At 30.8% G+C, this 24,378-nt stretch carries 27 protein-coding genes; 18 read left to right on the forward strand and 9 right to left on the reverse strand.

Annotated features, from left to right (window positions below; genetic code table 11):
- Positions 1–5 precede the first annotated feature (5 nt).
- From tpiA to N534_RS0100585, 6 genes are all read left to right on the forward strand, one after another.
- Complete coding sequence (gene tpiA / locus N534_RS0100560; protein ID WP_028890619.1) at positions 6–764, forward strand: triose-phosphate isomerase; 759 nt, start codon at positions 6–8, stop codon at positions 762–764.
- Positions 764–1,597 carry a 50S ribosomal protein L11 methyltransferase gene (gene prmA / locus N534_RS0100565; protein WP_028890620.1) on the forward strand — a complete coding sequence of 278 codons (834 nt, stop codon included), beginning with the start codon at positions 764–766 and terminating at the stop codon, positions 1,595–1,597. Before tpiA ends, prmA begins: the two co-directional genes overlap by 1 nt.
- Positions 1,598–1,602: 5 nt before the next feature.
- A complete protein-coding gene (locus N534_RS0100570) occupies positions 1,603–1,878 on the forward strand; it encodes an ATP-dependent Clp protease adaptor ClpS (protein WP_028890621.1) in 276 nt (91 codons plus the stop codon).
- Positions 1,879–1,880: 2 nt separating this feature from the next.
- On the forward strand, positions 1,881–2,165 hold the full coding sequence (locus N534_RS0100575; RefSeq protein WP_028890622.1) for a hypothetical protein: 285 nt from the start codon (positions 1,881–1,883) through the stop codon (positions 2,163–2,165).
- Positions 2,166–2,581: 416 nt separating this feature from the next.
- Positions 2,582–2,917, forward strand: a complete 336-nt coding sequence (locus N534_RS0100580; RefSeq protein WP_028890623.1) for a hypothetical protein — start codon at positions 2,582–2,584, stop codon at positions 2,915–2,917.
- Positions 2,918–2,920: 3 nt separating this feature from the next.
- Positions 2,921–3,346 carry a TerB family tellurite resistance protein gene (locus N534_RS0100585; RefSeq protein WP_028890624.1) on the forward strand — a complete coding sequence of 142 codons (426 nt, stop codon included), beginning with the start codon at positions 2,921–2,923 and terminating at the stop codon, positions 3,344–3,346.
- 38 nt (positions 3,347–3,384) lie between these two features.
- On the opposite strand, the gene N534_RS0100590 is transcribed toward N534_RS0100585, so the two are convergent.
- From N534_RS0100590 to N534_RS0100625, 8 genes are all read right to left on the reverse strand, one after another.
- Positions 3,385–3,645: a hypothetical protein gene (locus N534_RS0100590; RefSeq protein ID WP_028890625.1), complete on the reverse strand. Its 261-nt coding sequence runs from the start codon at positions 3,643–3,645 to the stop codon at positions 3,385–3,387.
- 12 nt (positions 3,646–3,657) lie between these two features.
- Positions 3,658–4,071: a VOC family protein gene (locus N534_RS0100595; RefSeq protein WP_028890626.1), complete on the reverse strand. Its 414-nt coding sequence runs from the start codon at positions 4,069–4,071 to the stop codon at positions 3,658–3,660.
- A 10-nt stretch (positions 4,072–4,081) separates the two neighbouring features.
- On the reverse strand, positions 4,082–4,369 hold the full coding sequence (locus N534_RS0100600; protein ID WP_028890627.1) for a hypothetical protein: 288 nt from the start codon (positions 4,367–4,369) through the stop codon (positions 4,082–4,084).
- A gap of 3 nt (positions 4,370–4,372) precedes the next feature.
- Complete coding sequence (locus tag N534_RS0100605) at positions 4,373–5,341, reverse strand: deoxyhypusine synthase family protein (protein WP_028890628.1); 969 nt, start codon at positions 5,339–5,341, stop codon at positions 4,373–4,375.
- Positions 5,342–5,415: 74 nt separating this feature from the next.
- On the reverse strand, positions 5,416–6,276 hold the full coding sequence (locus N534_RS14185) for an RMD1 family protein (protein ID WP_081728249.1): 861 nt from the start codon (positions 6,274–6,276) through the stop codon (positions 5,416–5,418).
- A complete protein-coding gene (gene speB, locus N534_RS0100615; RefSeq protein ID WP_028890630.1) occupies positions 6,197–7,135 on the reverse strand; it encodes an agmatinase in 939 nt (312 codons plus the stop codon). Before speB ends, N534_RS14185 begins: the two co-directional genes overlap by 80 nt.
- A gap of 16 nt (positions 7,136–7,151) precedes the next feature.
- On the reverse strand, positions 7,152–8,543 hold the full coding sequence (locus N534_RS0100620; RefSeq protein ID WP_028890631.1) for an arginine decarboxylase: 1,392 nt from the start codon (positions 8,541–8,543) through the stop codon (positions 7,152–7,154).
- A gap of 405 nt (positions 8,544–8,948) precedes the next feature.
- Entirely contained in the window at positions 8,949–9,476 is a 528-nt protein-coding gene (locus tag N534_RS0100625; RefSeq protein WP_038005148.1) for a mechanosensitive ion channel domain-containing protein, read from the reverse strand.
- A 97-nt stretch (positions 9,477–9,573) separates the two neighbouring features.
- Between N534_RS0100625 and N534_RS0100630 the strand changes: the two genes are divergently transcribed.
- The 9 genes from N534_RS0100630 (at position 9,574) to N534_RS14190 (ending at position 20,203) form a co-directional block, all read left to right on the forward strand.
- Positions 9,574–10,407 (forward strand): universal stress protein, encoded by an 834-nt coding sequence (locus N534_RS0100630; RefSeq protein ID WP_028890633.1) that lies wholly within the window; start codon positions 9,574–9,576, stop codon positions 10,405–10,407.
- Positions 10,408–10,409: 2 nt separating this feature from the next.
- A complete protein-coding gene (locus N534_RS0100635; protein WP_028890634.1) occupies positions 10,410–10,784 on the forward strand; it encodes a hypothetical protein in 375 nt (124 codons plus the stop codon).
- Positions 10,785–10,793: 9 nt separating this feature from the next.
- A complete protein-coding gene (gene corA / locus N534_RS0100640; protein WP_028890635.1) occupies positions 10,794–11,858 on the forward strand; it encodes a magnesium/cobalt transporter CorA in 1,065 nt (354 codons plus the stop codon).
- Between the two features lie 50 nt (positions 11,859–11,908).
- A complete protein-coding gene (locus N534_RS0100645) occupies positions 11,909–12,328 on the forward strand; it encodes a hypothetical protein (RefSeq protein ID WP_028890636.1) in 420 nt (139 codons plus the stop codon).
- 107 nt (positions 12,329–12,435) lie between these two features.
- The gene (locus tag N534_RS0100650; RefSeq protein WP_028890637.1) at positions 12,436–16,197 is read left to right on the forward strand and encodes an efflux RND transporter permease subunit; all 3,762 of its coding nucleotides are present in this window, start codon (positions 12,436–12,438) and stop codon (positions 16,195–16,197) included.
- A complete protein-coding gene (locus N534_RS0100655; protein ID WP_028890638.1) occupies positions 16,187–17,422 on the forward strand; it encodes a TolC family protein in 1,236 nt (411 codons plus the stop codon). Before N534_RS0100650 ends, N534_RS0100655 begins: the two co-directional genes overlap by 11 nt.
- Positions 17,423–17,426: 4 nt before the next feature.
- Complete coding sequence (locus N534_RS0100660; RefSeq protein ID WP_028890639.1) at positions 17,427–19,130, forward strand: efflux RND transporter periplasmic adaptor subunit; 1,704 nt, start codon at positions 17,427–17,429, stop codon at positions 19,128–19,130.
- Between the two features lie 13 nt (positions 19,131–19,143).
- The gene (locus N534_RS0100665; RefSeq protein WP_028890640.1) at positions 19,144–19,587 is read left to right on the forward strand and encodes a heavy-metal-associated domain-containing protein; all 444 of its coding nucleotides are present in this window, start codon (positions 19,144–19,146) and stop codon (positions 19,585–19,587) included.
- 151 nt (positions 19,588–19,738) lie between these two features.
- On the forward strand, positions 19,739–20,203 hold the full coding sequence (locus tag N534_RS14190; protein WP_369791952.1) for a YdeI family protein: 465 nt from the start codon (positions 19,739–19,741) through the stop codon (positions 20,201–20,203).
- 148 nt (positions 20,204–20,351) lie between these two features.
- Here the strand turns inward: N534_RS14190 and N534_RS0100675 are convergent, their stop codons facing one another.
- Entirely contained in the window at positions 20,352–20,795 is a 444-nt protein-coding gene (locus tag N534_RS0100675) for a carboxymuconolactone decarboxylase family protein (protein ID WP_028890641.1), read from the reverse strand.
- A 370-nt stretch (positions 20,796–21,165) separates the two neighbouring features.
- On the opposite strand from N534_RS0100675, the gene N534_RS0100680 reads away from it, so the two are divergent.
- The 3 genes from N534_RS0100680 (at position 21,166) to N534_RS0100690 (ending at position 24,373) form a co-directional block, all read left to right on the forward strand.
- Positions 21,166–22,404: a site-specific integrase gene (locus N534_RS0100680; RefSeq protein ID WP_028890642.1), complete on the forward strand. Its 1,239-nt coding sequence runs from the start codon at positions 21,166–21,168 to the stop codon at positions 22,402–22,404.
- Between the two features lie 5 nt (positions 22,405–22,409).
- On the forward strand, positions 22,410–23,957 hold the full coding sequence (locus N534_RS0100685) for a hypothetical protein (protein ID WP_028890643.1): 1,548 nt from the start codon (positions 22,410–22,412) through the stop codon (positions 23,955–23,957).
- Between the two features lie 110 nt (positions 23,958–24,067).
- Entirely contained in the window at positions 24,068–24,373 is a 306-nt protein-coding gene (locus tag N534_RS0100690) for a helix-turn-helix domain-containing protein (RefSeq protein WP_028890644.1), read from the forward strand.
- Positions 24,374–24,378 lie beyond the last annotated feature (5 nt).

The following is a 24,378-nucleotide window of genomic DNA, read 5'->3' on the forward strand; positions in this document are numbered from 1 at the left end:
TAAACGTGAGACAAAAAATAGTTGCAGGTAACTGGAAGATGAATAAAAACCTTGATGAAGCAAAAGAATTAATCAAGGGAATAAAGAAAGAAGTACAAGCTGGTTTAGAAGATAGTACTAGAGTAATAATTGCCCCTTGTTTTGTAAACCTGCACTATGCAGCTAAAAAGACAAAAAAATCTACTATAGAAGTTGCTGCTCAAAATATGCACCAAGCAAATAGTGGTGCTTATACAGGAGAGGTATCTGCAGATATGTTAACGAATATTGGAGTAAACATTGTAATTCTAGGGCATTCTGAGCGTAGAGAGTACTTTGGTGAAACCGACGAATTGTTGATAGAAAAAGTAGATGCTGCTTTAGCAAACGGGCTAGAAGTAATTTTTTGTTTCGGTGAATTGTTAGAAGATAGAAAATCAGGAAATCATTTTGCAGTGGTAGAGAGTCAAGTAAAAAAGGCTTTGTTTCATTTAAAAGAAGCTGATTTTAAAAATATTATTTTAGCTTATGAGCCAGTTTGGGCTATTGGTACAGGAGAAACGGCTACCCCAGAGCAAGCACAGGAAATGCATGCTTTTGTAAGAGAGCTTTTTGCAAAAGAATACGGAAATAAAACAGCTGGAGCTATCTCAATTTTATACGGAGGAAGTGTAAAGCCTGCAAATGCTAAAGAAATTTTTTCTAAGCCAGATGTAGATGGAGGTTTAATAGGTGGAGCAGCATTAAAAGCTGAAGATTTTGTTTCAATAATTAAATCAATTTAATGGATAATATTTATATAGAATATACTTTTGAAGTAACACCAAAAGAACCAACTACCGAAATTTTAATAGCTGAATTAGGAGAGTTAGGGTTTGAGAGTTTTGTTGAAAACGATAATGGAGTTGTAGCATATATTCAAAAAGAAGATTGGAAATCAGATATTTTAGATAATGTGTTTGTTATAAATTCAGAAGAGTTTTCAATTCAATATAAGTTTGAAGAAATAGAGCAAACTAATTGGAATGCAGAATGGGAAAAGAATTTCAAACCTATTCAGGTAGATGATTTGGTAAGTGTTAGAGCGCCATTTCATGAGAATCCGAATTTATCATACGATATCGTTATCGAGCCAAAAATGAGTTTTGGTACTGGGCACCATGAAACTACACACATGATGGTACAGCATTTAATTAGTTTAGATGTTGAAGGTAAGAAAGTGCTAGATATGGGCTGTGGAACAGGAATTTTAGCAATTTTTGCTGAAATGAAAGGAGCACACCCAATTGATGCAATCGATATAGATCCTTGGTGCTATGAAAACTCGTTAGAGAATGTAGAAAGAAATAATTGTAAGCACATTTCGGTATATGAAGGAGAAGCTGCGTTATTAGAAGGTAAAAATTACGATGTAATTATTGCAAATATTAATCGTAATATTTTATTAAACGATATGAAAGCATATACAGATTGTTTAAATGAAGAAGGAGTTTTATTATTAAGTGGATTTTATAGCGAAGATATTCCAGTGATTGATAATGAGGTTTCTAAGTATGGTTTAACATTAAAAAATACCATAAAAAGAAATAATTGGGTAGCTTTGCAGTATCAAAAATAAAACCAATGAGTACGATAGAAAAAATTCAAGAAGAACTTGATGTCTTATTGCAAGGAACAACACAGCACGAAATTGTTTTGTATAATGATGATGTAAATACCTTTGATTTTGTAATTGATAGTTTGGTTACAGTATGTGATCATACATTAGAGCAAGCAGAGCAGTGTACTATTTTAGTGCATTACAAAGGTAAATGTGCTGTAAAAACAGGTGAATATAAAGATTTAGAACCAAGATGTTCTAAGTTATTAGAATTAGGTTTATCAGCAGAGATTGTTTAAGAATGGAAAACGTTTTTAGGTATTACGAGTTTTCAGGTTTTTTTATAGATAATTCTGGAACGTTTCAAGAAAATGATATTTGTTTTTCAGAATTAAATGAACAACATTTTTTAATTTTTGAAAAACAATATAAAGGTACAGAGTTAACTTATAATTTATACGTGTCTAAATTCAACTCAAAAAAAGAAATAGGGCAAAAGCCACCTGAGATACTTGAGTTGTTGGTTGACAATTACGATAAATCTATTCCTGAACATAGAATAGTGTTAAGAAAATATTTGTATTAAATGTATTTTAGAAAACTCAAAAAAACTTTTTTGAGTTTTTTTTTACTCTTATGTGACCAGACAAAAAAAAGAGTGTCATATACAATGTAAGCATAAGAATAGAAAAAGTAAAAGATATTAAAAATAGTAGTAGTTAGTTTTTATACTAAGTTTGGTTAGACGAAAAAGGCCTTGAACTCTTGTTCTTGGTCTTTTTTAATTAAACGTTATTTTTTCTAAAAAGTTACTGAAGGTCTATTATTTCAATGAAAAATAACGTATCTTTAGTAAGCAAAAATAGAAAGAAGCCTATGTAACATCATTTTCTTTATATCCACGAGTATAACCATAGAGGATTTATGCTAAAAGCAACTTGGGCTTGTTGTGGTTAATAACCAAGTTAATTTAAAAAGTATTAATTATAATTTATAAAGGAAATGAAACAAGGAATTTTAAAAGCAGTTTTTATATTATTCATAGGTGTAAATTTAGCATTAACAATAAACAAAGAGCACTCAATAGAACCCCAAAAAGAGGTTGCAACTTTTAATGGGTATGATGAAAATGGATATACCTTTTCGTTTTTAAACGAAGATGATTATGAAGAAGTAATTACTTTCGAAATAGTCTCAGAAAAGATATTAAGTGCTTATAATTTAAAAGATAATAAATTTATAGATCAGGAATTTGAGATTACTTATGACTATCGAATTACAGATAGTGATGATGAAGTTGAAGTTCCTGTATTACAAACAATAAAACTAATAGAATAATTTATGAGTATAGTAGATTTATACGAGTCAAGCAAACATAGAAACAATGTAGCTCACTTTAGTGCTATAGTTAATATAGCTATGGTTGATGGTGATTTAAATGAAAATGAAGAAACATTAATAAATCGTTTTTCGAGGAAGTTAGATATCACAGAAACAGAATATGAAGAGATACTGAAAAATTCGAAAAAATATCCAGTATTGCCGCAAGCAAAGACAGATGATAGACTTGAGCGTTTACTAGATTTATTTAAAATAATTTACTCGGATCATCAAATAGAAGAAGCAGAGTTAAAATTAATTTTAAAATATGCTATCCAGCTTGGTTTTTCGCAAGAAAGAGCTGAGGAAATAATTAAGAAAACTACGAAAATATTTAGTGGAAAAATAGATCTTGATCAGTATAAATTGATACTAAACATCTTATAAAAAAGTAAAATCCCATTCTGAATAGAATGGGATTTTTTTTAAAGTAATTGTAGATCGTGTAATTTAAAGATAACTAAATCTTCATCATCTACATCATCAAAAATTTCTTTATAAGTTATTTCAAATTTTTTGTTTTTAAAGGCTGATGATTTTAAATCAAAATGTTCAAGATTCTTTTTATTAATTTGTTCAAAATCGATAATATCACCATTTTCCAATTCAAAAACGTAATAGCCGTTTGTGTATCCTTGATACACGCCGACTAAGGTAACTGTTTGTTGTGAGTTGTAATAAGCCATTACTATTAGCGTTTACATCATAAACATTTCGTCGTCTTCTATAAAGGTTTTAAGTTCTAAAGTATATCCGTTTGGGTCTTTTATAAAGAAGGATGCATGTTCTCCGTGTTTATCTTTTAAAAACGTTTTTTTTACGCTGTGATCTGATAACCAATAATTAACTCTGTCGTACATTTTTTCCCATACATCACTATTTACAATTATGCCAAAATGAAAAGTAGGTAAAGCATGGTTTTCAAACTGGTAGTTAGGATAATCGAATTTAAATTGATCAACTAACACAAAAGTTAGCTGATTATTAAAAAGATTAATATCTACCCATTCGTTTGTTGTTCTCCCAACACTAAAGCCTAATTCATCAGTGTAAAATTTTATCGTTTCCTCAATACTTAAACAAGGAAGTGACATGTGAAATGTTGGGTTCATAATTTGTTAACTATTCATTATCGAAATTATCAGACACTTCAATTTCATCAAACTCATCATCTCTATCATCATCGTCGTCATCCGAATCATAGTCTTCCATGGTTTGCTGTAATTGAGAACTGATTTTTACCAAAAATAAGGTATCGTCAGTGCGTACTTCTACAGCTTTTACGGTTTCTCCTTTACTGTTTTTAAAAGAGATAATGTCTGAATGATCATATCCGTCAGGATACTTTTCTACCAATAAATCCAAGATATCGGTAGTTAACTTTGAGTAGTCTACAATAACTCGTTTCATGTTTTACATGTTTAAAAGATACGCAAAAATTAACGGAGCAACAATAGTTGCATCACTTTCTATAATATATTTTGGAGTATCAATGTCTAATTTACCCCAAGTAATCTTCTCGTTAGGTACTGCACCAGAATATGAACCATAACTAGTTGTCGAATCAGAGATTTGACAGAAATAGCTCCAGAAAGGAGTGTCTTCTCTTTCTAAATCTTGGTATAACATAGGAACCACACAAATAGGGAAATCACCTGCAATTCCACCTCCAATTTGGAAGAATCCGATTCCTTTTTCTGAGTTGTCAGTATACCAATCAGCTAAGAAAGTCATGTATTCAATTCCCGATTTCATAGTTGATGCTTTTAATTCTCCCTTTACTACATATGAAGCGAAAATGTTACCCATTGTACTGTCTTCCCATCCTGGAACTACGATTGGTAAGTTTTTCTCAGCAGCAGCATACATCCAAGAGTCTTTTAAATCGATTTCATAATACTCTTCTAAAACTCCAGAAAGTAAAAGTTTGTACATATATTCGTGTGGAAAGTAACGCTCACCAGCTTCTTCCGCATCTTTCCAAATTTTGAAAATATGTTTTTGTAAGCGTCTAAAAGCTTCTTCTTCAGGAATACATGTGTCTGTTACACGGTTTAATCCTTTTAATAATAAATCCCACTCATCTTGCGGAGTTAAATCACGATAGTTAGGAACTCTTTTGTAGTGAGAATGCGCAACTAAATTCATGATGTCTTCTTCAAGGTTTGCACCTGTACAAGAAATAATATCGACTTTATTTTGACGAATCATTTCTGCAAAAATCTTTCCTAATTCTGCAGTACTCATAGCTCCTGCTAGAGAAACTAACATTTTAGATCCTTGCTCTAATTGTGCTTCGTACCCTTTAGCGGCATCTACTAATGCTGCAGCGTTAAAGTGTAAGAAGTATTTTTCTATAAAATTGGTTATAGGTTTGTCCATTTTATTGTTTTTTGTCAGTTTATGAAATTACTTCTGCTATGTTAGGAGGGATGATTTCATAAACTCTTGTGTTTTTAAATTAATTTTTCAATAATAACTTGTACCACTTCAAAAAGAATTAAAATAATAATAATCCATTCTAGCATACTGCTATATCTGTGTTGTAGTATATCGTTGAATAAATCTAAATTTTCTTTAATTACGTTTAAACTATTTTCAATTCCTTGATGGCGTTTTATAATGTCTAATTCATCTTTTAATTTATAATCTAAATCAGATAAATCTTTGTTATTCCAAGCTACATCTGGCGAGTCAAAAACAAATAGGTTCTCTGCAATGTTGTTTTTTAAATTTAAGGTTTTCCCAATAAATTTTCTCATTTGAACTTTAGAAAGTTTAAAGTTTCCTGTTCTTTCTAATTGCTTCGAGTATACTAATGTTTTATCGTGCAAATCAGATGTTTTGTTTACATAATTCATCAATGCTACTGATTGTGCTAAATTGAGCATGATGGTATGCGCTACATCATCGTTTAATTCTTTAATTAGAATGCTTCCAAAATCAACTTCAATTGTATCAGAAAAAGAAATCGCGTACTTTTCTGAAGGTAATTGACTGAGGATTGCTGTTTCTTTTCCAGCTAAAAAATTAACAACTTCATTTATTAAAACATCTTCACAATTAATGAAAACAACACTTCCGTAGTCTTTTACATAAATATACGAGTTGTTTTCAGTTCTATATAGCAAAAAGGAATGCTCTCTTTTTACTAAGTTGAACGATTTAAATTGTTTGCGGACAGGACTGAGTAAAATCCGCTTTTCTAAATGATACGCAATGGTTTCTAAGCGCATTTTAATAATCGTCGTCGTTACTTTTAAACTTTGATAATTTATTAAATGGTGAGCTGTCATCATCGCTGTAATCTTCTTCATCTTCCATGTTAGAAGTGAATTTATAGCTCAACATTTTATAGTATAATTTAGCCGCTAAAAAGTCTGAAGACTTCTCATTTTCGTTAGGACATAATTCTACGATATCAAAACCTACTACGTTTCTTTCAGTAAATACTTTCTTTAAGAACTCTAATGTTTCATAATAGAATAACCCTCCTGGTTCTGGTGTTCCTGTACTTGGTAATAACGAAGGATCAATCGCGTCTAAATCAAACGTAATAAAAACGTTTCCTGTTAATTGATCAATTACATCGTCCATCCAATATTCGTTTACTGCCATATCGTGAGCAAAGAATACTTTTTCCATATTCATAGAAGACTTCTCAGTAATGTCCATACTACGAATACCTACTTGTACTAAGTTAGTGGTTTGACTTGCTTCGTAAACAGCACAAGCATGGTTACACTTTGTTCCTTCGTATTCTTTACGTAAATCGGCATGTGCATCGATGTGTAATACTGTTAAGTTATTAAAACACTCGTTGAATGCACGAATGGTTCCTATAGAAATAGAATGTTCTCCACCAAAAAGAGTAACAAACTTATTTTTGTTAATATATTTCTTGGTAGTTGCATGTACTGCTTCAACCATTGCTTCTGGAGAAGTGTTTTCGGTAACAGCAGGAGCTAAATAAACACCTTCTTTATATACTTCGCTATTAGTTTCTATATCGTATAATTCCATGTTCTCAGAAGCGTTTAAAAACGCTTCTGGACCTTTGTCAGCTCCTTTTTGCCAAGTACTAGTTCCATCATAAGGAACAGGGATTAGTACTACTTTAGCAGTTTCTAATTTTGCGTATTGATCAGGAATACCTGCGTAATTTCTTTTTTCCATTTTTATTAATATTAAACTAGTACCCTAGGATTGATAATAGTTCTTCGCTTTTTTGTTGTTCTTTAAATAATTTAGTGGTGAAATCACCATTTTCGTTTTTATCAATTAACACGTGTTTTGGTGTTGGTATTAAACAGTGTTGTAATCCGCCAAAACCACCAATAGTTTCTTGATAAGCTCCTGTGTTGAAAAAACCTACATATAAAGGAGATTCTTTTTCGTATACAGGTAAATATATAGCATTTACGTGTTGCTCTGAGTTGTAATAATCATCACTATCGCAGGTTAATCCACCTAATAACACTCGTTCGTATCTATGGTTCCATTTGTTAACAGGAAGCATGATAAAACGTTTATTAATAGCCCAAGAATCAGGTAGAGTGGTAATGAAAGATGAATTAATCATATTCCATTTTTCACGATCATTTTGTCTTTTTTGGTACAAAACTTCGTAAATAGCACCTCCAGCTTCTCCAACAGTAAAACTTCCAAATTCTGTAAAAATGTTTGGAACATCTACTTCAGCTTGTTTACATGCCTCATTAATTTGATTGATGATTTCATCTACCATATACTCATAATCAAACTCAAAAGCTAATGAGTTTTTAATAGGGAAACCTCCGCCTATATTTAAACTATCTAAGGTTGGACATACTTTTTTTAGTTTAATATATACACTTAAACATTTCATTAATTCGTTCCAATAGTAAGCGTTGTCTCTAATTCCTGTATTGATAAAGAAGTGTAACATCTTTAATTCAACTTGAGGGTTGTTAGCGATTTCACGCTCGTAAAAAGATACGATGTTTTTGTATCCAATACCTAAACGGCTAGTGTAAAATTCAAACTTTGGTTCTTCTTCCGAAGCTATCCGAATTCCTACTTTGAATTTACTTCTAGTTTCGTCTAAAATTAAATCGAGTTCTTCATAATTGTCTATGATAGGAATACAGTTTGTATGTCCACCATCAATTAAACTAACAATATTAGCAATGTATTGATCGCGTTTAAAACCGTTACATAATACATAGGCATCGTCTTTTAATTTTCCTTCTTTTTTTAAGGATTTTACAATGTCAATATCAAAAGCAGAAGATGTTTCGATATGAATATCGTTTTTCAAAGCTTCATCTAACACATATTTAAAATGAGAACTTTTAGTACAGTAGCTGTAATTGTAGTTTCCTTTGTAATTGTGCTTTTCAATAGCATTATGAAACCAGTTCTTAGCTTTATTTATGTTTTCTGATATTTTTGGCAAATAAGTGAACTTTAATGGCGCACCGTATTGCTTCACTAACTGCATTAAATCAATGTCGTGAAAAAATAAATTGTTGTTTTCTGTGTGAAACTCCTCTTGAGGAAAATCAAACGTTTGTTCTATTAAGTCTTTATATTTAGTATTCATTATTATTTTTAGTTGTATCTGTTTTTTAAGTACAGAAAGATTATTCAAAAAGCAGTTAAGGCATGCGCCAAAATTTTTTTAAATAAAATGTATAACAAGTATCATTGTTGTTTATAACAAGATTGTTAGACCAAAATAATATGAATAGTTAGACTCTTAAAGCTAAGCAATCACCGCACTGTTTATAAAAATTCAGTGGTAGAGAGTATTGAGGAATGGAAGAATCCTTAATTTTTTCGTTGTGTTTCCAAAACACTAAACAACTCTTAATCTTCCCGTAAAAGTTATTACCGAAATAAGTAAAACGTAACATTCGACTTATATAATAAGATGTCGTAAATGTAAACTATTTTTTAATACAACAAACTTTTTTTTATTTTTTTTAAAAAATTAATTTACAGTGGTTTAACTATTGTTTTGTTTCTTTATAAGTTCAATTCCTTTGTATAATATAATTGTGTTAGGCACAGTTATTTCTCTTTTTTCTTCTGGCATGTATAAAAGAACGTAGAAACCTGTAATGTTTTTTACCACACCTTGTAAATCGAAGTCTTTATCAATAATTTTTATGGTGTCACCTATACGCATTGGATGGTAAAAAAATAAGATGATGCTAGCTGTTAGATTTGATAAAATTGACCACTGAGCAAAGAAACCAACTCCCAGTACAGCAAGTATTGAAGAAGCAAAAACAATTACTTCTTTAAAATTAATACCAAAAATAATTAATGAAATAAAGAGAGCTAATGTATAATATAAAAAATAGCTTAGGTTTAATATTAGCTTTCTCCTATGAGGTTCAATAGCGTTTTTTACGATATACGATCTAGTAAGTTTTTTGGTAATATAAATCAAAAAAAATAGTGTTGCTACTAAAAGCAAGAACTGTATAAATGGATTGTAGAAAGACAATTCTAAAAAACGATTTTTCATGATTAAGTTTTTTTAATACAAATATACTTCTGGTTTCGTAAATATAATATCGAAATAAAAAATTATATTTGATAGGTAATCATAATTCTATTTCATTATGAAAAACATCTTAATTCCGTATAATTTTTCTGAAGCAGCTATCAATGCGTTGAATTATACTAAACAATTATTTAAAGGAGTTGAAGCAACTATTTATTTATTAGATGTGTATGTAAGTCAGCCTTCTGAATTGTTAAGTGATGAAAAAAATGATAAATGGTTTAATGAAATGGATAATGAAATTGAGGATGAGCTAAAATATTTATTAGAGGTTTTAAATAGAGAAGAAAGTTCGTTTACTTACAAAAGTTTGGTAGCATCAAATTCATTAACTAAAGCAGTAACCAAAACAATTGAAGAAAAGAATATTGATGTAATTGTTACAGGAACCAAAGGGGCTAAAAGTTTAGCAGAAACCTTTATAGGAACCAATACTATGAAAATGATTAATGCTATTGAAAACTGTCCTTTAATCGTAGTTCCAATGAACTATAAATACAAGCCACTAGGTCAAATTATATTCTCAACAAATTATAAAAGATCGTACGTGAAAAATGAATTACAATTTTTAATTAACCTAAGTCTTGTGAAAAAGTGTGGATTAGAAGTTGTAAATTTATCAGAAGAAACTTTTTTAACAGAAAATCAGCAAAGAAATAAAGTGAAGTTAAGAGAGTTACTGCAAGATTTAAATGTGACTTATAAAAAGATAGATTTGGAAGGTTCAGAAACTCAAACTATAGAAAAACATATAGATGAAACCCAAAGTGAGTTGCTGGTGTTGTTAAATCATAAACACAATTTCTTTAACCGTTTATTAGAAGAAAATGTAATAAAAAAATCGGCATTTCATAGTAAAATACCGATATTAATATTACCAGAAATAGTTTAATCATGAATTTTACAGAAGAATTTTACGAAGGTTTGGCCAATTTGTTTTATGCCGTTTCAATGGCAGATAAAAACATGACCGTAGAAGAGAAAAAGAGTATTGTTAAACGAGTTGAAAAAAACTGGTCTAACTCAAACAAATCTGGTAGCGAACAAGTTTATGAAACTTTACGAAGTCTTATTAAAGACAAGTCAAGTTCAGAAGAAGCTTATGAGAATTTTAAAAACTACTATTTAACGCATCAAGAAGAGTTTTCTAAAGATGTAATTCATAATTTGTTGGTGGCTGCACACGAAATCTCTAATTCTACAGCAGGTAAAAATAAATCAGAACTTATTATTCTTGCTAAATTATATAAGCTGTTTAAGCTTGCTTAAAAAAAGAGGATGACGCGATTTATCACCAAACAAAAACATACAAAACATGTAATTCCTGGAAACCCAATTTTTGTTGGAAATCAAAAGGAAGAAAATACAAGAATACGATTAATTGGTTATGATACAGATACAATAGTTGAAGTAGAATTGCAAACTATAAACGAACTTTCAAATTTTTTAAATAAGTATGAAAAAGTATGGATTAATATTGATGGGTTACATGATGTTGAACTACTTGGAGAAATAGGAAAACTTTTTTCTATTCACACACTTGTTCTTGAAGATATTGCAAATACAGGTCAAAGACCAAAAGTAGATATTGGTGAAGATTACATTTTTACGAGTATTAAAATGATGTTTTTAGATGAGAAAAAACACCGACTAGAAGCGGAACAAATTTCCATGTACCTAACAAAAAATATACTGATTACATTTCAGGAAAAGCAAGGAGATATTTTTGAGCCAGTAAGAGAAAGATTACGCAATAAAAAAGGAAGAGTTCGTAATTATAACATTACCTATTTAAAATATTGTTTATTAGATTTGATAGTAGACAATTACAATTTCTTAATGGAAACTTTTGGTGAAAAAGTAGAGGATTTAGAAGATAAAATTTTACTAGAACCTAATAAAGATATTTTAGAAGAGATTAATAAAAATAAGATAGAACTTAACTATTTTAGAAAAGCAATACGACCAGCTCGTGAAGCAATAAGTAATTTCAAAGAATTTAAAACGGATCTGATTACTAAAAAAGAACAGCCCTTTTTTAATGATTTACAAGATTTAATTCAACGAAGTTATGATTTGGTTGAAAATTACAAAAATATGTTAAGCGAACAACTTACTGTATATTCAACCAATGTGAACAATCGTTTAAACGATATAATGAAAATACTCACTATTTTTTCGGTTGTTTTTATACCAATAACATTTGTAGCAGGTGTTTATGGAACTAATTTTGAGTATATTCCAGAACTAAAATATCGTTATGGATATTTCACGATGTTAGCTGTTATTCTGCTAATCGTTTTAATAATGTTGGGCTATTTTAAACATAAGAAATGGTTTTAAGGATTGTTTAAGTTTTTGAAAATTAATTTTTTGTACTTTTGTGATGTAAAATGAAAAAAACATTTGGTAAAATAGCATCTATTTTAATGTCTTTTGTAGTATTATTGTCTACAATGTCATTTACCATTAATAGTCACTTTTGTGGTGATATGTTAGTGGCTACAAGCTATTTTGTTAAGGCCGAATCTTGTGGTATGGATATGCAACAAGAAAAAAGGTCTGATGAGTGCTCTGTAATAAAGAAAGATTGCTGTCAAGATGTTGCTTCTGTAGTTGAAGGACAAGATACTCTAAAGCTTACTTCTTTTGATCAATTGCCTTTTGATCAACAAGTTTTTATAGCTTCATTTTACTATAGCTACATTAATTTATTTGAAGGAATTCACGATAAAGTAATTCCTTTCAAAGATTATACACCTCCACTCGTCGTCAAGGATATTCATGTACTTGATGAAGTATATTTAATATGATTTTTAAGCAATAACTATTTGTCCTTTTGAGAATTTCAATAGGATGATTTGTCGTATTCGATGTTTTTAAAAACATCAATGTTTAATATTGTTTAAAATCATTTTTTATGCTAAATAAAAGCATCAAATTTTTAATAGAAAACAAACTGGTAGCAGTTATATTACTTGTTTTATTTGTAGGATGGGGAACTGTAAATGCACCATTTAATTTAGATACAGGTTTTTTACCAAGCAATCCTGTAGCTGTTGATGCAATACCAGACATAGGTGAAAATCAACAAATTGTTTTCACAAAGTGGGACGGACAATCTCCGCAAGATATAGAAGACCAAATAACATACCCATTAACAACATCTTTATTAGGAATTTCTGGAGTAAAAACTATCCGTAGTTCTTCTATGTTTGGACTTTCAAGTATCTATGTCATTTTTGATGAAGGAGTGGATTTTTATTGGAGTCGTTCTCGAATTCTTGAAAAGTTAAATTCATTACCAAGTAATTTACTACCAGAAGGAGTAAGTCCTTCATTAGGGCCAGATGCCACTGGATTGGGGCAGATTTTTTGGTATACATTAGAAGGGCGTGATGAAGAAGGAAATGTTACAGGTGGTTGGGATTTGAATGAATTGCGTAGCGTACAAGATTATTATGTAAAATATGCTCTTTCGTCTGCAAATGGAGTATCTGAAGTAAGTTCTATTGGTGGATATGTTCAAGAGTATCAAATTGATGTAAAGCCAGAACTAATGCGTCAATACAATATCAGTTTACAGCAAATTGTGGCAGCGGTAAAGCAAAGTAATCAGGATATTGGAGCACAAACTATAGAAATAAATCAAGCAGAATACTTAGTCCGTGGTTTAGGATATGTAAAGTCAATAGCAGATATTGAAAACGCTGTAGTAACTGCTAAAAATTATACTTCAATACGAGTAAAAGATATTGCAAAAGTATCGTTAGGAGCAGAACCTCGTAGAGGGATTTTAGATAAAGAAGGAGCTGAGGTAGTAGGAGGTGTAGTAGTAGCCCGTTATGGAGCAAATCCTTTAGAAGTAATTACTAATGTAAAGGAAAAGATTAAAGAACTAAGTGCAGGTTTACCAAGTAAAGAGTTAAAAGATGGTAGAACTTCTCAACTAACAATTGTTCCGTTTTATGACCGTACAGAGTTAATTCATGAAACTTTAGACACTTTAAATGAGGCGCTTACGCTAGAAATACTGATCACCATTTTAGTAATCGTAGTGATGGTTTTCAATTTACGAGCTTCCGTGTTAATCTCAGGATTATTACCTGTGGCAGTATTGATGGTTTTTATTGCAATGAAAGCCTTTGGAGTTGATGCAAATATTGTAGCCTTATCAGGAATTGCTATTGCTATTGGAACCATGGTAGATGTGGGAGTCATACTCTCCGAAAATATCATTAGTCATTTAGAGAAAGACGAGAACAAGTTGCCAATAAATAAGTTGGTTTACAATGCAACAGCAGAAGTTTCTGGGGCAATTGTTACAGCGGTAATGACAACTATTATTAGTTTCTTACCTGTGTTTACAATGATTGGAGCTGAAGGAAAACTATTCCGCCCATTAGCATTTACCAAAACTTTCGCTTTAATAGCAGCTATTGTAGTTGCCTTGTTTTTAATACCACCATTTGCGGCTGTTCTATTCAAGAAAAAAGAGTTAACAAAAAACTTTAAATATATTATAAATGGAGTTTTAATAACTTTAGGAAGCATTGCACTTTTTTATGGATATTGGTTAGGTATTGTGTTAGTTGCCTATGGAGCTATACAGTTTTGGAGTAATTATTCAGGTAAGACAACAATTCATTTCTCGTTTTTCAACTATAATTTCATATTGTCAGTAAATACCATTAATATCATTATATCTGCATTGGCAATTGTTGGTTTGTTAGCAGAATACTGGAGACCTCTGGGAGTAGATAAAAGTATTGTTACCAATCTTTTATTTGTAGCACTTGTTTGTTTCGGGCTGTTAGGCTTTTTTAGCTTACTGCAAAAATATTACAATCAAATATTACAATGGGCATTGAACAACAAATTACTGTTTTTAACTATCCCGTTAACAGTATTAACTTGTGGATTCCTAATTTTTAAAAATACAGGAAAAGAGTTTATGCCTTCATTAAATGAAGGGTCATTTTTATTGATGCCGACCTCTATGCCGCATTCAGGGGTGGAAGAAAACAAACGTGTATTACAGCAATTAGATATGGCGGTTGCTAACATTCCAGAGATAGCAACGGTTGTAGGTAAAGCAGGAAGAACAGATTCAGCATTAGATCCAGCTCCTTTATCAATGTATGAGAATGTGATTAACTACAAGCCAGAATATACGTTAAATTCTGAAGGAAAACGTCAACGTTATAGGGTAAATGAGGACGGATTGTTTCTGTTGAAAAACGGTAAAACGGTAGCGAACCCAAGTTTGACAGATAAGACATCAGAAGTTGTTTTTTATGAGGTTTCATCAAATGAATTAATAGAAGATGAAGATGGTGAGTTTTATCGTAATTGGCGACCAAACATCAAGTCACCAAATGATATTTGGAACGAAATAGTAAAAGTTACCAAGTTACCAGGAGTAACGTCTGCACCTAAATTACAACCTATAGAAACTCGATTGGTAATGCTGCAAACAGGAATGAGAGCTCCAATGGGAATTAAAGTAAAAGGACAAGACTTAAAACAAATTGAGGCTTTCGGAGTAGAACTCGAAGGAATTTTAAAAGAGGTTGAAGGAGTTAAAAAAGAAGCAGTTTTTGCTGATAGAATTGTAGGGAAACCGTATTTATTAATTGATATTAATAGAGAAAAATTGGCACGCTACGGAATAGCTATTCAAACGGTACAAGATGTATTGAAAGTAGCAGTAGGAGGTATGCAATTATCGCAAACGGTGGAGGGAAGAGAGCGTTATGGAATTCGAGTTCGTTATCCAAGAGAACTACGTTCATCCCCAACTGACTTAGAAAATATTTATGTACCAGTAGCTAACGGATCGCCAATTCCATTAAGCGAATTAGCAACAATTCGTTATGAGCAAGGACCACAGATGATTAAGAGTGAAGATACTTTTTTAATCGGATATGTATTGTTTGATAAGTTAAATGGTTTTGCTGAGGTAAACGTGGTAGAAGCAGCTCAAAAAGTAATTCAACAAAAAATAGATTCAGGAGAGCTAACTGTTCCAAAAGGAATATCATATCAGTTTACAGGAACTTATGAAAACCAATTAAGAGCAGAAAAAACACTATCAGTAGTAGTGCCATTGGCGTTGATGATTATCTTTTTAATACTGTATTTTCAGTTCCGTTCAGTAGCTACTTCATTAATGGTATTCACAGGAATTACTGTAGCTTTTGCAGGTGGATTCATAATGATGTGGTTATACGGACAAGATTGGTTCTTGAATTTTAGTGTATTTGGAGAAAACTTGAGAGAATTATTTCAAATGCATCCAATAAATTTAAGTGTTGCTGTTTGGGTAGGATTTATCGCATTATTCGGAATTGCAACCGATGATGGTGTAGTAATGGCTACCTATTTAACACAAACATTTAATAGAGATAAACCTCAAACAATTGAAGCTATTCGAGCATCTGCATTACATGGAGGAAACAAACGTATTAGAGCATGTTTAATGACAACGGCAACCACCATTTTAGCCTTGTTGCCAGTATTAACTTCAACAGGAAGAGGTAGTGATATCATGATTCCAATGGCTATTCCTGCTTTTGGAGGAATGATTATAGATGTGACTTCGTATTTTATTGTACCAGTACTGTATAGTTGGCGTGAAGAATTTTTATTAAAACGAAAAACGAAAAGAGATGAGTTTTAAAATAAATAATAAAAAAGCAATCTTATTTCTAGCTTTTGTGTTTTTTGCTTTTACAATGCAAGGACAAAACCTACAGGAATATATTGAGACAGCTTTAGAAAACAATCCAGAAGTACAGCAGTTTGAGGCGCAATACAAACGTATTTCAGAAAAAAAGGAAGAAGTAAATACTTTGCCTAACACAGAGTTTGGAGCAGGATATTTTGTAAGTGAACCAGAAACACGTACAGGTCCACAGCAGTTTAAGCTTTCAGTAAAACAAATGATTCCTTTTTTTGGAACTATATCTGCACGAGAAAACTATGTGTCATCATTAGCTGACGCTAGTTATCAAGATATGATGGTTGTAAAACGTAAGTTGATGACTTCGGTTGCACAATTGTATTATAAACTCTATGAAATTAAAGCAAAGCAAAAAGTATTAGATGAAAATATAGAATTGCTGAAGACGTATGAGAAACTTGCATTAACTTCGGTAGAAGTAGGTAAAGCATCTGCGGTAGATGTGTTAAGGTTACAGATAAGGCGAAATGAATTAAACCAGCAAAATGAAGTACTAGCAGAAACTTTTTCAGGTATAGAAAAAGCATTTAATAAATTGTTAAATCAGGATATTAGAACTTCTGTTAGGGTTGTAGATAGTTTACCGATTCCAGCGGAGGCTGCTAAAATACAGCCGAGTAATTTACAGTTGCACCCAGAGTTGGTTAAGTTTGATAAAATGTATACTTCAGTGGAGAAATCTGAGTTGTTAAATCAAAAAGATAAACAACCTATGATTGGTTTTGGTCTTGATTATGTAAATGTAGCCAAACGTACAGATATGGATATGCCAGAGAATGGGAAGGATATTGTAATGCCAATGGTGTCATTATCAATCCCTATATTCAATAAGAAGAATAAATCTATAACTAAGCAAAATAAGTTACAGCAAGAAGAAATTCTTTCGCAAAAACAACAACGATACAATACGTTAGAGACTGTATTGTATAGAGCTGTATCAGACAGAAACGCAGCAATGATAAGTCATCAAACACAACTTAAAAATTTAGAACAAGCAAAAAATGCTGAACAAATTTTAGTTAAAAGTTACGAGACAGGTACAATCGATTTTAACGATGTGTTAGATATTCAAGAGTTACAATTAAAGTTTCAAACAAACATGATTACATCAGAAGTAACTTATTACACACAAAGTACCATTATTAATTATTTAATAAAATAAACAGATGAAAAAATATATAGTTTATATAGTAATTTTAATTGTTGGGGTAGCGTTAGGATGGTTACTCTTTGGAGGTTCTTCACAAGGAGGAAGTCATGACCATGCAAGTGAAGTAGCAGAAGGAAATAAAATGTGGACCTGTTCTATGCATCCACAAATTATGCAACCAGAACCTGGGGATTGTCCTATTTGTGGAATGGATTTAATCCCTGCGGAAGCAGGAGCTGAAGGACTAGCTGCAAATCAGTTTAAATTGACTAAAAATGCAATGGCATTGGCTAATGTACAAACAACTGTGATTGGTAATGCTATAAGTACAGATAATACAATTACATTATCCGGAAAAATAGCAGAAAACGAAAAATCAAATGCAGTGCAGGTAAGCTATTTTGCAGGAAGGATAGAACGTTTAAACGTGAATTTTACAGGAGAGAAAATAAGAAAAGGTCAGTTGTTAGCAACGGTATATTCTCCAGAATTGGTAAAAGCACAACAAGAATTGTTAACAGCAGCTTCAGTAAAAGAAAGTCAACCAGCATTGTACAATGCAGTTAGAAATAAATTGAAACTATGGAAGCTTTCTGAAAATCAAATCAATCAAATAGAAAAAACAGGAAAAGTAAAAGAAAACTTTCCTGTATATGCTACGGTTTCTGGTACAGTATCTGAAAAACTAGTTGAGCAAGGTGATTATGTAAGTCAGGGACAAGCATTACTAAAAATAGCCAATTTGAATTCAGTATGGGCAAATTTTGATGTGTATGAAAATCAAATCAGTAACTTTAAAGTAGGTCAAGACATATCAATTACTACAAATGCCTATCCTAATGAAACTTTCAAAGCAAAAGTTTCGTTTATAAACCCTGTGTTAAATCAAGAAACTCGAACAGTAACTATGCGTGCTGTACTAAACAATAGTAAAGGGAAGTTTAAACCAGCCATGTTTGTTACAGGAAAAGTGGAAGCTACAGAGAAACAGACAAAGGAACAATTAAGTATTCCTGCAACAGCAGTATTATGGACAGGAAAGCGTTCAGTTGTATATGTAAAACCCGATGAAAGTAAACCAGTTTTTGAAATGCGAGAAGTAGTATTAGGTGGAAAAGCAGGAGACAACTATCAAGTGGAAAAAGGGTTAAAGTCAGGAGAAGAAATTGTTACGAATGGAATATTTACCATAGACGCTTCAGCACAATTGCAAGGAAAAAAGTCAATGATGAATCATACAAAAGAAATTATAGAATCTTTTAGTACTCCTAAAGCATTTAAAGAGCAATTACAAAAAGCTTATGATGGATATATAGGTTTAAAAGACGCTTTAGTAAAAACTGATGCAAATGCAGCCAAAACAAGTGCAGAAAACTTACAAAAAGAGTTAACATTAGTTGATATGAAGTTGTTAACTAACGAAGAAGCTCACAAACAGTGGATGCAATTAATTCCCGCATTAAAGTCAAGTAACATAGAAATAGCAAAAACAACAGATGTAGATACACAACGAAAGTATTTTAAAGTATTGTCAGAACATTTTATTGTGGCAGTACAATCTTTCGGGATTAATGAGGTGGCTTATAAACAGTACTGTCCTATGGCAGATAGTGATAAAGGAGCTTATTGGTTAAGTAAAGAAAAACAAGTGTTAAATCCGTATTTTGGTGATATGATGCTAAAATGTGGTGAAGTAAAAGAAACAATTAATAATAATTAAATATCAATTCAAAATGAAAAGAGCAATCTTAGGAGTAGCTATGTTGGCTACTATTGGTTTAGTAAGTTGTAAAAACGAAGCTAAAAAAGAAACAGAAACAAAAGAAGTACAAACAGAGCAAACTACTAAAGAAGTAGCAATGACTGACGCAACTTTTGGAGTAAGAGGTAACTGTGGAATGTGTAAAAACACAATTGAAAAGGCAGTAAATGGTGTTGATGGAGTAGCATCGGCAGAATGGGATAAATTAAGAAAGCAAATCAACGTATCGTTTGATGATTCTAAGACTAATTTAGATGCTATTCATAACGCAATTGCAGCATCTGGTTACGATACTGATAAAGTAGCTAGTAGTGAAGAAGCTTATGGGAACTTACCAGGATGTTGTCAATACGATCACAATATGGAAATGAGTTTAAAAGGTGAGGTAAAAGCAGACGAAACGTCTAATCACTAATTTTTAAAAAAGTGTAACGAAATTTTAAAATCGTTACACTTTTTTTGTTTTATCATACTTTTAAGAAAATTAATAACTTTAAATGAAGTTATATATTTAAAGTGAACACAAATAAAGTTGCAATGGAAAAAGTAGATAAGTATATAGAAATATAAAAAAATGGAAAGAAGAAACAATATTGCTACGTCAAATTTGTTTGGACAGTGGTCTTGAAGAAGACTTTAAATGGAAGCATCCTTGTTACACTTTTCAAGGAAAGAACATTGTGTTAATTCATGGTTTTAAAGATTATTGTGCATTACTTTTTTATAAAGGAGCTTTGTTAAAAGATACTGACGGAATTTTAATTCAACAAACAGAAAATGTACAATCTGCTCGTCAAATTAGGTTTACTAAACCAGAAGAGGTTGTTGATTTAGCATCAACTATTAAAGCCTATGTTTTCGAAGCAATAGAAGTTGAAAAAGCAGGTTTAAAAGTAAAAACTAAGAAAACTTCAGAATTTGAAATTGTAGGTGAGTTTAAAGAAATTCTAGAAAGAAACTCAAATGTAAAATCAGTTTTTGAAGCATTAACACCAGGAAGACAAAAAAGTTATTTATTGTATTTTTCTTAAGCAGAACAATCAAAAACACGTTTGTCAAGAATTGAAAAATCTATACCTAAAATGTTTAAAGGTAAAGGGCATAATGAGAGATAACAAATAAAGCTACTCAAACAGAATAGCTTTATTGGAAATTTAGGTAAAATGTTATTGTAAACTTTTATGATGGGTGATGAAACATTAGTGTAGATACTGCAATACGATTCCAAATATTAATTTCTCCTATTTGTATAATAATTTGTGCTATTTCATTGTGGCTAAAGTAACTTTTAAGCTTCTGAAAAGTATCTTCTGTTAATCCATTATTACTTACTTGTGTTATTTCATCAGTAGCCGTTAACAAGGCTTTTTCTTTTTCAGAAAATAAAGGAGATTCTTTCCAAGCGCTTAAAGCAAAAATTCTGTTTTGTTTCTCACCATTTTTTAAAGCTTCAGTAGTGTGTATTTCTATACAATAAGCACAAGAATTAATTTGAGAACTTCTTATTTTTATAAGGTTCTTAATGTTTTTTGAAAGGGATGTTGTTTCAAGATATTTAAAAATTTCTAAGATAGCTTTGTAAGCATTAGGTTCTAATTCTTGAATGTTTAGTCTTTGTTTCATGGTTTTAAATTTTATAAACCAAAGGTATTACTCCTCGTAAAGTTAAAACTTAAGTTAGTTTAAGAAAGGTGAGATTACATGTTTTAAGATAAAGAAATATTGATAAGTTAGTAAAACTCTGTGATTTTAATCTTAAAACGTTTATGATGTAATATAAAAACAAAACCCTGTTAGAAATCTAACAGGGTTTTTTTGTGACCTCGGCAGGAGTACATTTATTTTTAATTAAAATTTTACTTACTTAACTCTCTCTTTATTACTATATTTGGGATTAGTGTTGTCTTGTTAAATTAACTTTTATTAGTTTTTGTTTAAAATTTGACACCATAAATGACACCAATTTAATCCGTTTAAACATAGTTAAATAAGAATGCAAGTTTCATTTAGTTTAAGAAAGAATAAGGTTAACAAAAGTGGATTTATGCCAGTTTTAATGACGATTACGTTTAAAGGAGAAAGGGTAAGGAAGGACGTAAAAGACGTAAGAGTAAAAGAAAAGCATTGGAAGGCAAAAGACCAACGAATAAAGCCGTCTACGAAATCGGAAGAATATAATTATCATGTAGAGTACAATAAGAAGTTAGATGAGCAAGAGGGGGTTGTAAAAAGCATTTTTAGGTATTTGATGTTGAATAACATTGAGCCTACAAAAGAGTTTGTTTTAGATAAGCTTAATTCAGGGTTAGAAGTAAACTTGACTCATGATTTTGTTGATTGCTTTGAAGAGTTTATAGAGAAAGGCAAGAATATTAAAACAGATGGAACTCTTAGACGTTATAGAACTGCACTTAATTTTTATAAAGATTTTTCTGAAGCTAAAAACTTCAGGCTTCATTTCGATAATATAACGATTGATTTTTTTGAGGATTTTAGAGATTATGCCTTTGAAGAAAGAAATACGTTAAATAACTACTTCGCTAAGTTGGTTTCAGTATTAAAGACTTTTATGAATTGGTCTTTTGATAGAGGATATCATGAAAATATAGCATATCAAAAATTTAAAGCTCCAGAACAGGAAATAGAAGTAGTTTATCTAACAATGGAAGAATTAATGCAGCTCTACAAGCATGAATTTGAATCTCCAAGGTTAGAGCACACAAAAGATACTTATTGCTTTGGTTGCTTTAGTGGTCTTCGATATTCAGATTTAAAGCAGCTAAACTCTTCTCATGTTTTTGATGATTATATAAAGTTGAATATTCAAAAGACAAAAACGATAGATCATAAAATACCTTTGAATCGCTTTGCTAAAGAAATTCTAGATAAATATAAGGAGACAATCTATGAACCTCTTCCAGTTATCTCCAGAGAGAAAATGAATAAGTACATAAAAGAATGTTGTGAGCTAGCTGGAATTAATACGCCAACTTCTACAACAAGATTTGTAGGTAAAAAGAGAATTGATAAGACAGTTCCTAAACATGAACTTATAACGACGCATACAGCTCGAAAAACGTTTGTGACGAATTCTCTTATTCTTGGAATGAAAGAAATGGTTGTGCGTAACATTACAGGGCATAAAAAGGAAGAATCCTTTAGGCGTTATGTAAAAATTGCAGAAGACTTTAAGAAACAAGAAATGGATAATACTTGGGATAAGTTAAAATAATAAAAATGAAAAGCTTTGATTTAAAAACTTATGAGATAAAAGAACTAATTAACTTCTTTAAGTATGATATAGATATAAGTGAGAAAAAGAGAATAAAAAGATTGTTAAGGAGCTTAACTTTTTATCAATACATTCATTTATTAGCTAAAGTGTTACCTGAGTTAAAAAAAATAGATGAAAGTAATGAAAAAGAAGAGTTAATTTATTTGCTTTTTTTGATTGAATATGATACAAGAGTTTTTGTGTTGGAAAGAGAGGATGCTTGTTGTGTGCAGTATAGTAAATTTTCTGATTTTAAGAACATAAGAGAGATTTTTTTTAAAAATAGGAGGAAAGAGTTTGAAGAGTCAAAGTTGTTGCTGAAATTAATTGTTTTCAAAGAAAAAGTATTGAGTAGGTATAGAAAGAATATGGAAATAGTAGAGAGGGAGGTGTTTTTGTTGGGTGAAAAATTTAAAGCTAAAACTGTACTTTTTTCTGAATTTGAATCAGAGGAATTGGTTTCTTTGGTTGAAATAATAAAGTATCAATTTGATTTTTTCGAGATGGTTGATATTGATGCTTTTCGAAGATATATTTCAATTGAAATACAAAATCTTTGTGATTCAATTATAGAGAATAAGATTATTTTGAGACCAGATCATAATAATTCTTATTTTGTCAAGGATGAGAGTTTGTTTTTAGTTTCTCCTTTTTTAAGTGGGTTTGAAGGATGGAAAGATTCTGTGCTTGAAAACATCAATGGAAAAGGTTATAGTGGTGAATTGATTAGGCAACAGATGATTAATACATTGTTAAAGCTAAAAGTAATCATAGAAAAGCCTTTTAAAAGTTCTGAAGTATATAATGCTAGGGTTGAAGATAGTACTTATTTAATAGAAAAAGAAGGGGGTAGTGTGATGGGGTATAATATAAGCGAAAGAAAAAATATTTCGGAATATATAAAATTTTTAAATGAAATTAATATAGAGGAATTAGATGCTAAATTTAAGTATAGGCAAAACAATGAATTAAAAATAATATTATCTAATGAGAGTAATAAAACCGTTTTACTTAAAGGTTTGACGGAACTATTAAGGTCTATGAATATAGATTTTCCAGAGAATTTAAATGATTTAATTAAAGGGTTTATTGATTATGTTTTAAAAGGAGATGTAAATTCATTTAATAACGAAGAATTTGTCTTTTTAAAAGGAAAAAAGAACAAGGCAAATAGAGTAGATTTTGTTAAGTTTTTTGTGTTTCTTTCTTATTCGGGGTATATTTTAAATAATCAAACAGATGCAATTACAATACTGTCACAGTTTTTAAATAAAAATGAAGATTTAGGTTTTGGAATCAGAACTTTAAAAGGAGAGGTTAAAAAAGATAATTACTTTATGTTTTCTGATGAAATAGAAGCAGGAAAGGCTAACAAAAGGCAGAACTTAATTAGTACAGTTTTCTATTCTAATGAAGAGGTGTTGAAAAAATATGAGAATAGCAAAGCTTGTTATGATGTAAAATTGCACTTGTCGAAAAAAAATAAACCTTCTAGCTCTATAGTAAGCTAGATAAAAAAATAAAAGTTAGTTGCACTCAAAACTTAGGTGCAAATTTAAGAGACGTATTTAAACTGAATTTAGCCAGTGTAAACACAAGTTGAATTTAAAAAAGTTTAAATATGTCAAACGTACTTTTCTACACACATAATAAAGAAGATTTAGTAAGAGCTGTTAGATTAATTCTAAATGAAATTAGGAAAACAGAAGTAGTAAGTGATTTCAATAATACGCCTGAAGAAGATAGGTTGACTCAAAAAGAAGCGGCTAAATTTTTAGGAATTTCAGTAACTAGTTTGATTAGCTGGAAAAAGAAAAGCCTAGTGCCTTTTTACCAAGTGCCAGGAAGTAGAGCAATTTTTTATTCAAAAAAAGAGCTTCTTGATGTCGCAAGAAAGAACAGAAAGTTAATTAAAGCGGGTAAATAGGTTGT

It is taken from the genome of Tenacibaculum sp. 47A_GOM-205m, from assembly GCF_000518405.1.
Lineage (GTDB): Bacteria > Bacteroidota > Bacteroidia > Flavobacteriales > Flavobacteriaceae > Polaribacter > Polaribacter lutimaris.

Coding starts and splice junctions, on each gene's coding strand:
- speB (WP_028890630.1), bottom strand. CDS start 7,135: ATGGAAAAAAGAAATTACGCAGGTATTCCTGATCAATACGCAAAATTA.
- N534_RS0100605 (WP_028890628.1), bottom strand. CDS start 5,341: ATGGACAAACCTATAACCAATTTTATAGAAAAATACTTCTTACACTTT.
- N534_RS0100595 (WP_028890626.1), bottom strand. CDS start 4,071: ATGAACCCAACATTTCACATGTCACTTCCTTGTTTAAGTATTGAGGAA.
- N534_RS0100660 (WP_028890639.1), top strand. CDS start 17,427: ATGAAAAAATATATAGTTTATATAGTAATTTTAATTGTTGGGGTAGCG.
- N534_RS14185 (WP_081728249.1), bottom strand. CDS start 6,276: ATGAAGAAGATTACAGCGATGATGACAGCTCACCATTTAATAAATTAT.
- N534_RS0100600 (WP_028890627.1), bottom strand. CDS start 4,369: ATGAAACGAGTTATTGTAGACTACTCAAAGTTAACTACCGATATCTTG.
- N534_RS0100630 (WP_028890633.1), top strand. CDS start 9,574: ATGAAAAACATCTTAATTCCGTATAATTTTTCTGAAGCAGCTATCAAT.
- N534_RS0100575 (WP_028890622.1), top strand. CDS start 1,881: ATGGAAAACGTTTTTAGGTATTACGAGTTTTCAGGTTTTTTTATAGAT.
- N534_RS0100665 (WP_028890640.1), top strand. CDS start 19,144: ATGAAAAGAGCAATCTTAGGAGTAGCTATGTTGGCTACTATTGGTTTA.
- N534_RS0100570 (WP_028890621.1), top strand. CDS start 1,603: ATGAGTACGATAGAAAAAATTCAAGAAGAACTTGATGTCTTATTGCAA.
- N534_RS0100635 (WP_028890634.1), top strand. CDS start 10,410: ATGAATTTTACAGAAGAATTTTACGAAGGTTTGGCCAATTTGTTTTAT.
- N534_RS0100680 (WP_028890642.1), top strand. CDS start 21,166: ATGCAAGTTTCATTTAGTTTAAGAAAGAATAAGGTTAACAAAAGTGGA.
- prmA (WP_028890620.1), top strand. CDS start 764: ATGGATAATATTTATATAGAATATACTTTTGAAGTAACACCAAAAGAA.
- N534_RS0100645 (WP_028890636.1), top strand. CDS start 11,909: ATGAAAAAAACATTTGGTAAAATAGCATCTATTTTAATGTCTTTTGTA.
- N534_RS0100650 (WP_028890637.1), top strand. CDS start 12,436: ATGCTAAATAAAAGCATCAAATTTTTAATAGAAAACAAACTGGTAGCA.
- corA (WP_028890635.1), top strand. CDS start 10,794: ATGACGCGATTTATCACCAAACAAAAACATACAAAACATGTAATTCCT.
- N534_RS0100655 (WP_028890638.1), top strand. CDS start 16,187: ATGAGTTTTAAAATAAATAATAAAAAAGCAATCTTATTTCTAGCTTTT.
- N534_RS0100585 (WP_028890624.1), top strand. CDS start 2,921: ATGAGTATAGTAGATTTATACGAGTCAAGCAAACATAGAAACAATGTA.
- N534_RS0100620 (WP_028890631.1), bottom strand. CDS start 8,543: ATGAATACTAAATATAAAGACTTAATAGAACAAACGTTTGATTTTCCT.
- N534_RS0100685 (WP_028890643.1), top strand. CDS start 22,410: ATGAAAAGCTTTGATTTAAAAACTTATGAGATAAAAGAACTAATTAAC.
- N534_RS0100675 (WP_028890641.1), bottom strand. CDS start 20,795: ATGAAACAAAGACTAAACATTCAAGAATTAGAACCTAATGCTTACAAA.
- N534_RS0100590 (WP_028890625.1), bottom strand. CDS start 3,645: ATGGCTTATTACAACTCACAACAAACAGTTACCTTAGTCGGCGTGTAT.
- N534_RS0100580 (WP_028890623.1), top strand. CDS start 2,582: ATGAAACAAGGAATTTTAAAAGCAGTTTTTATATTATTCATAGGTGTA.
- N534_RS0100625 (WP_038005148.1), bottom strand. CDS start 9,476: ATGAAAAATCGTTTTTTAGAATTGTCTTTCTACAATCCATTTATACAG.
- N534_RS0100690 (WP_028890644.1), top strand. CDS start 24,068: ATGTCAAACGTACTTTTCTACACACATAATAAAGAAGATTTAGTAAGA.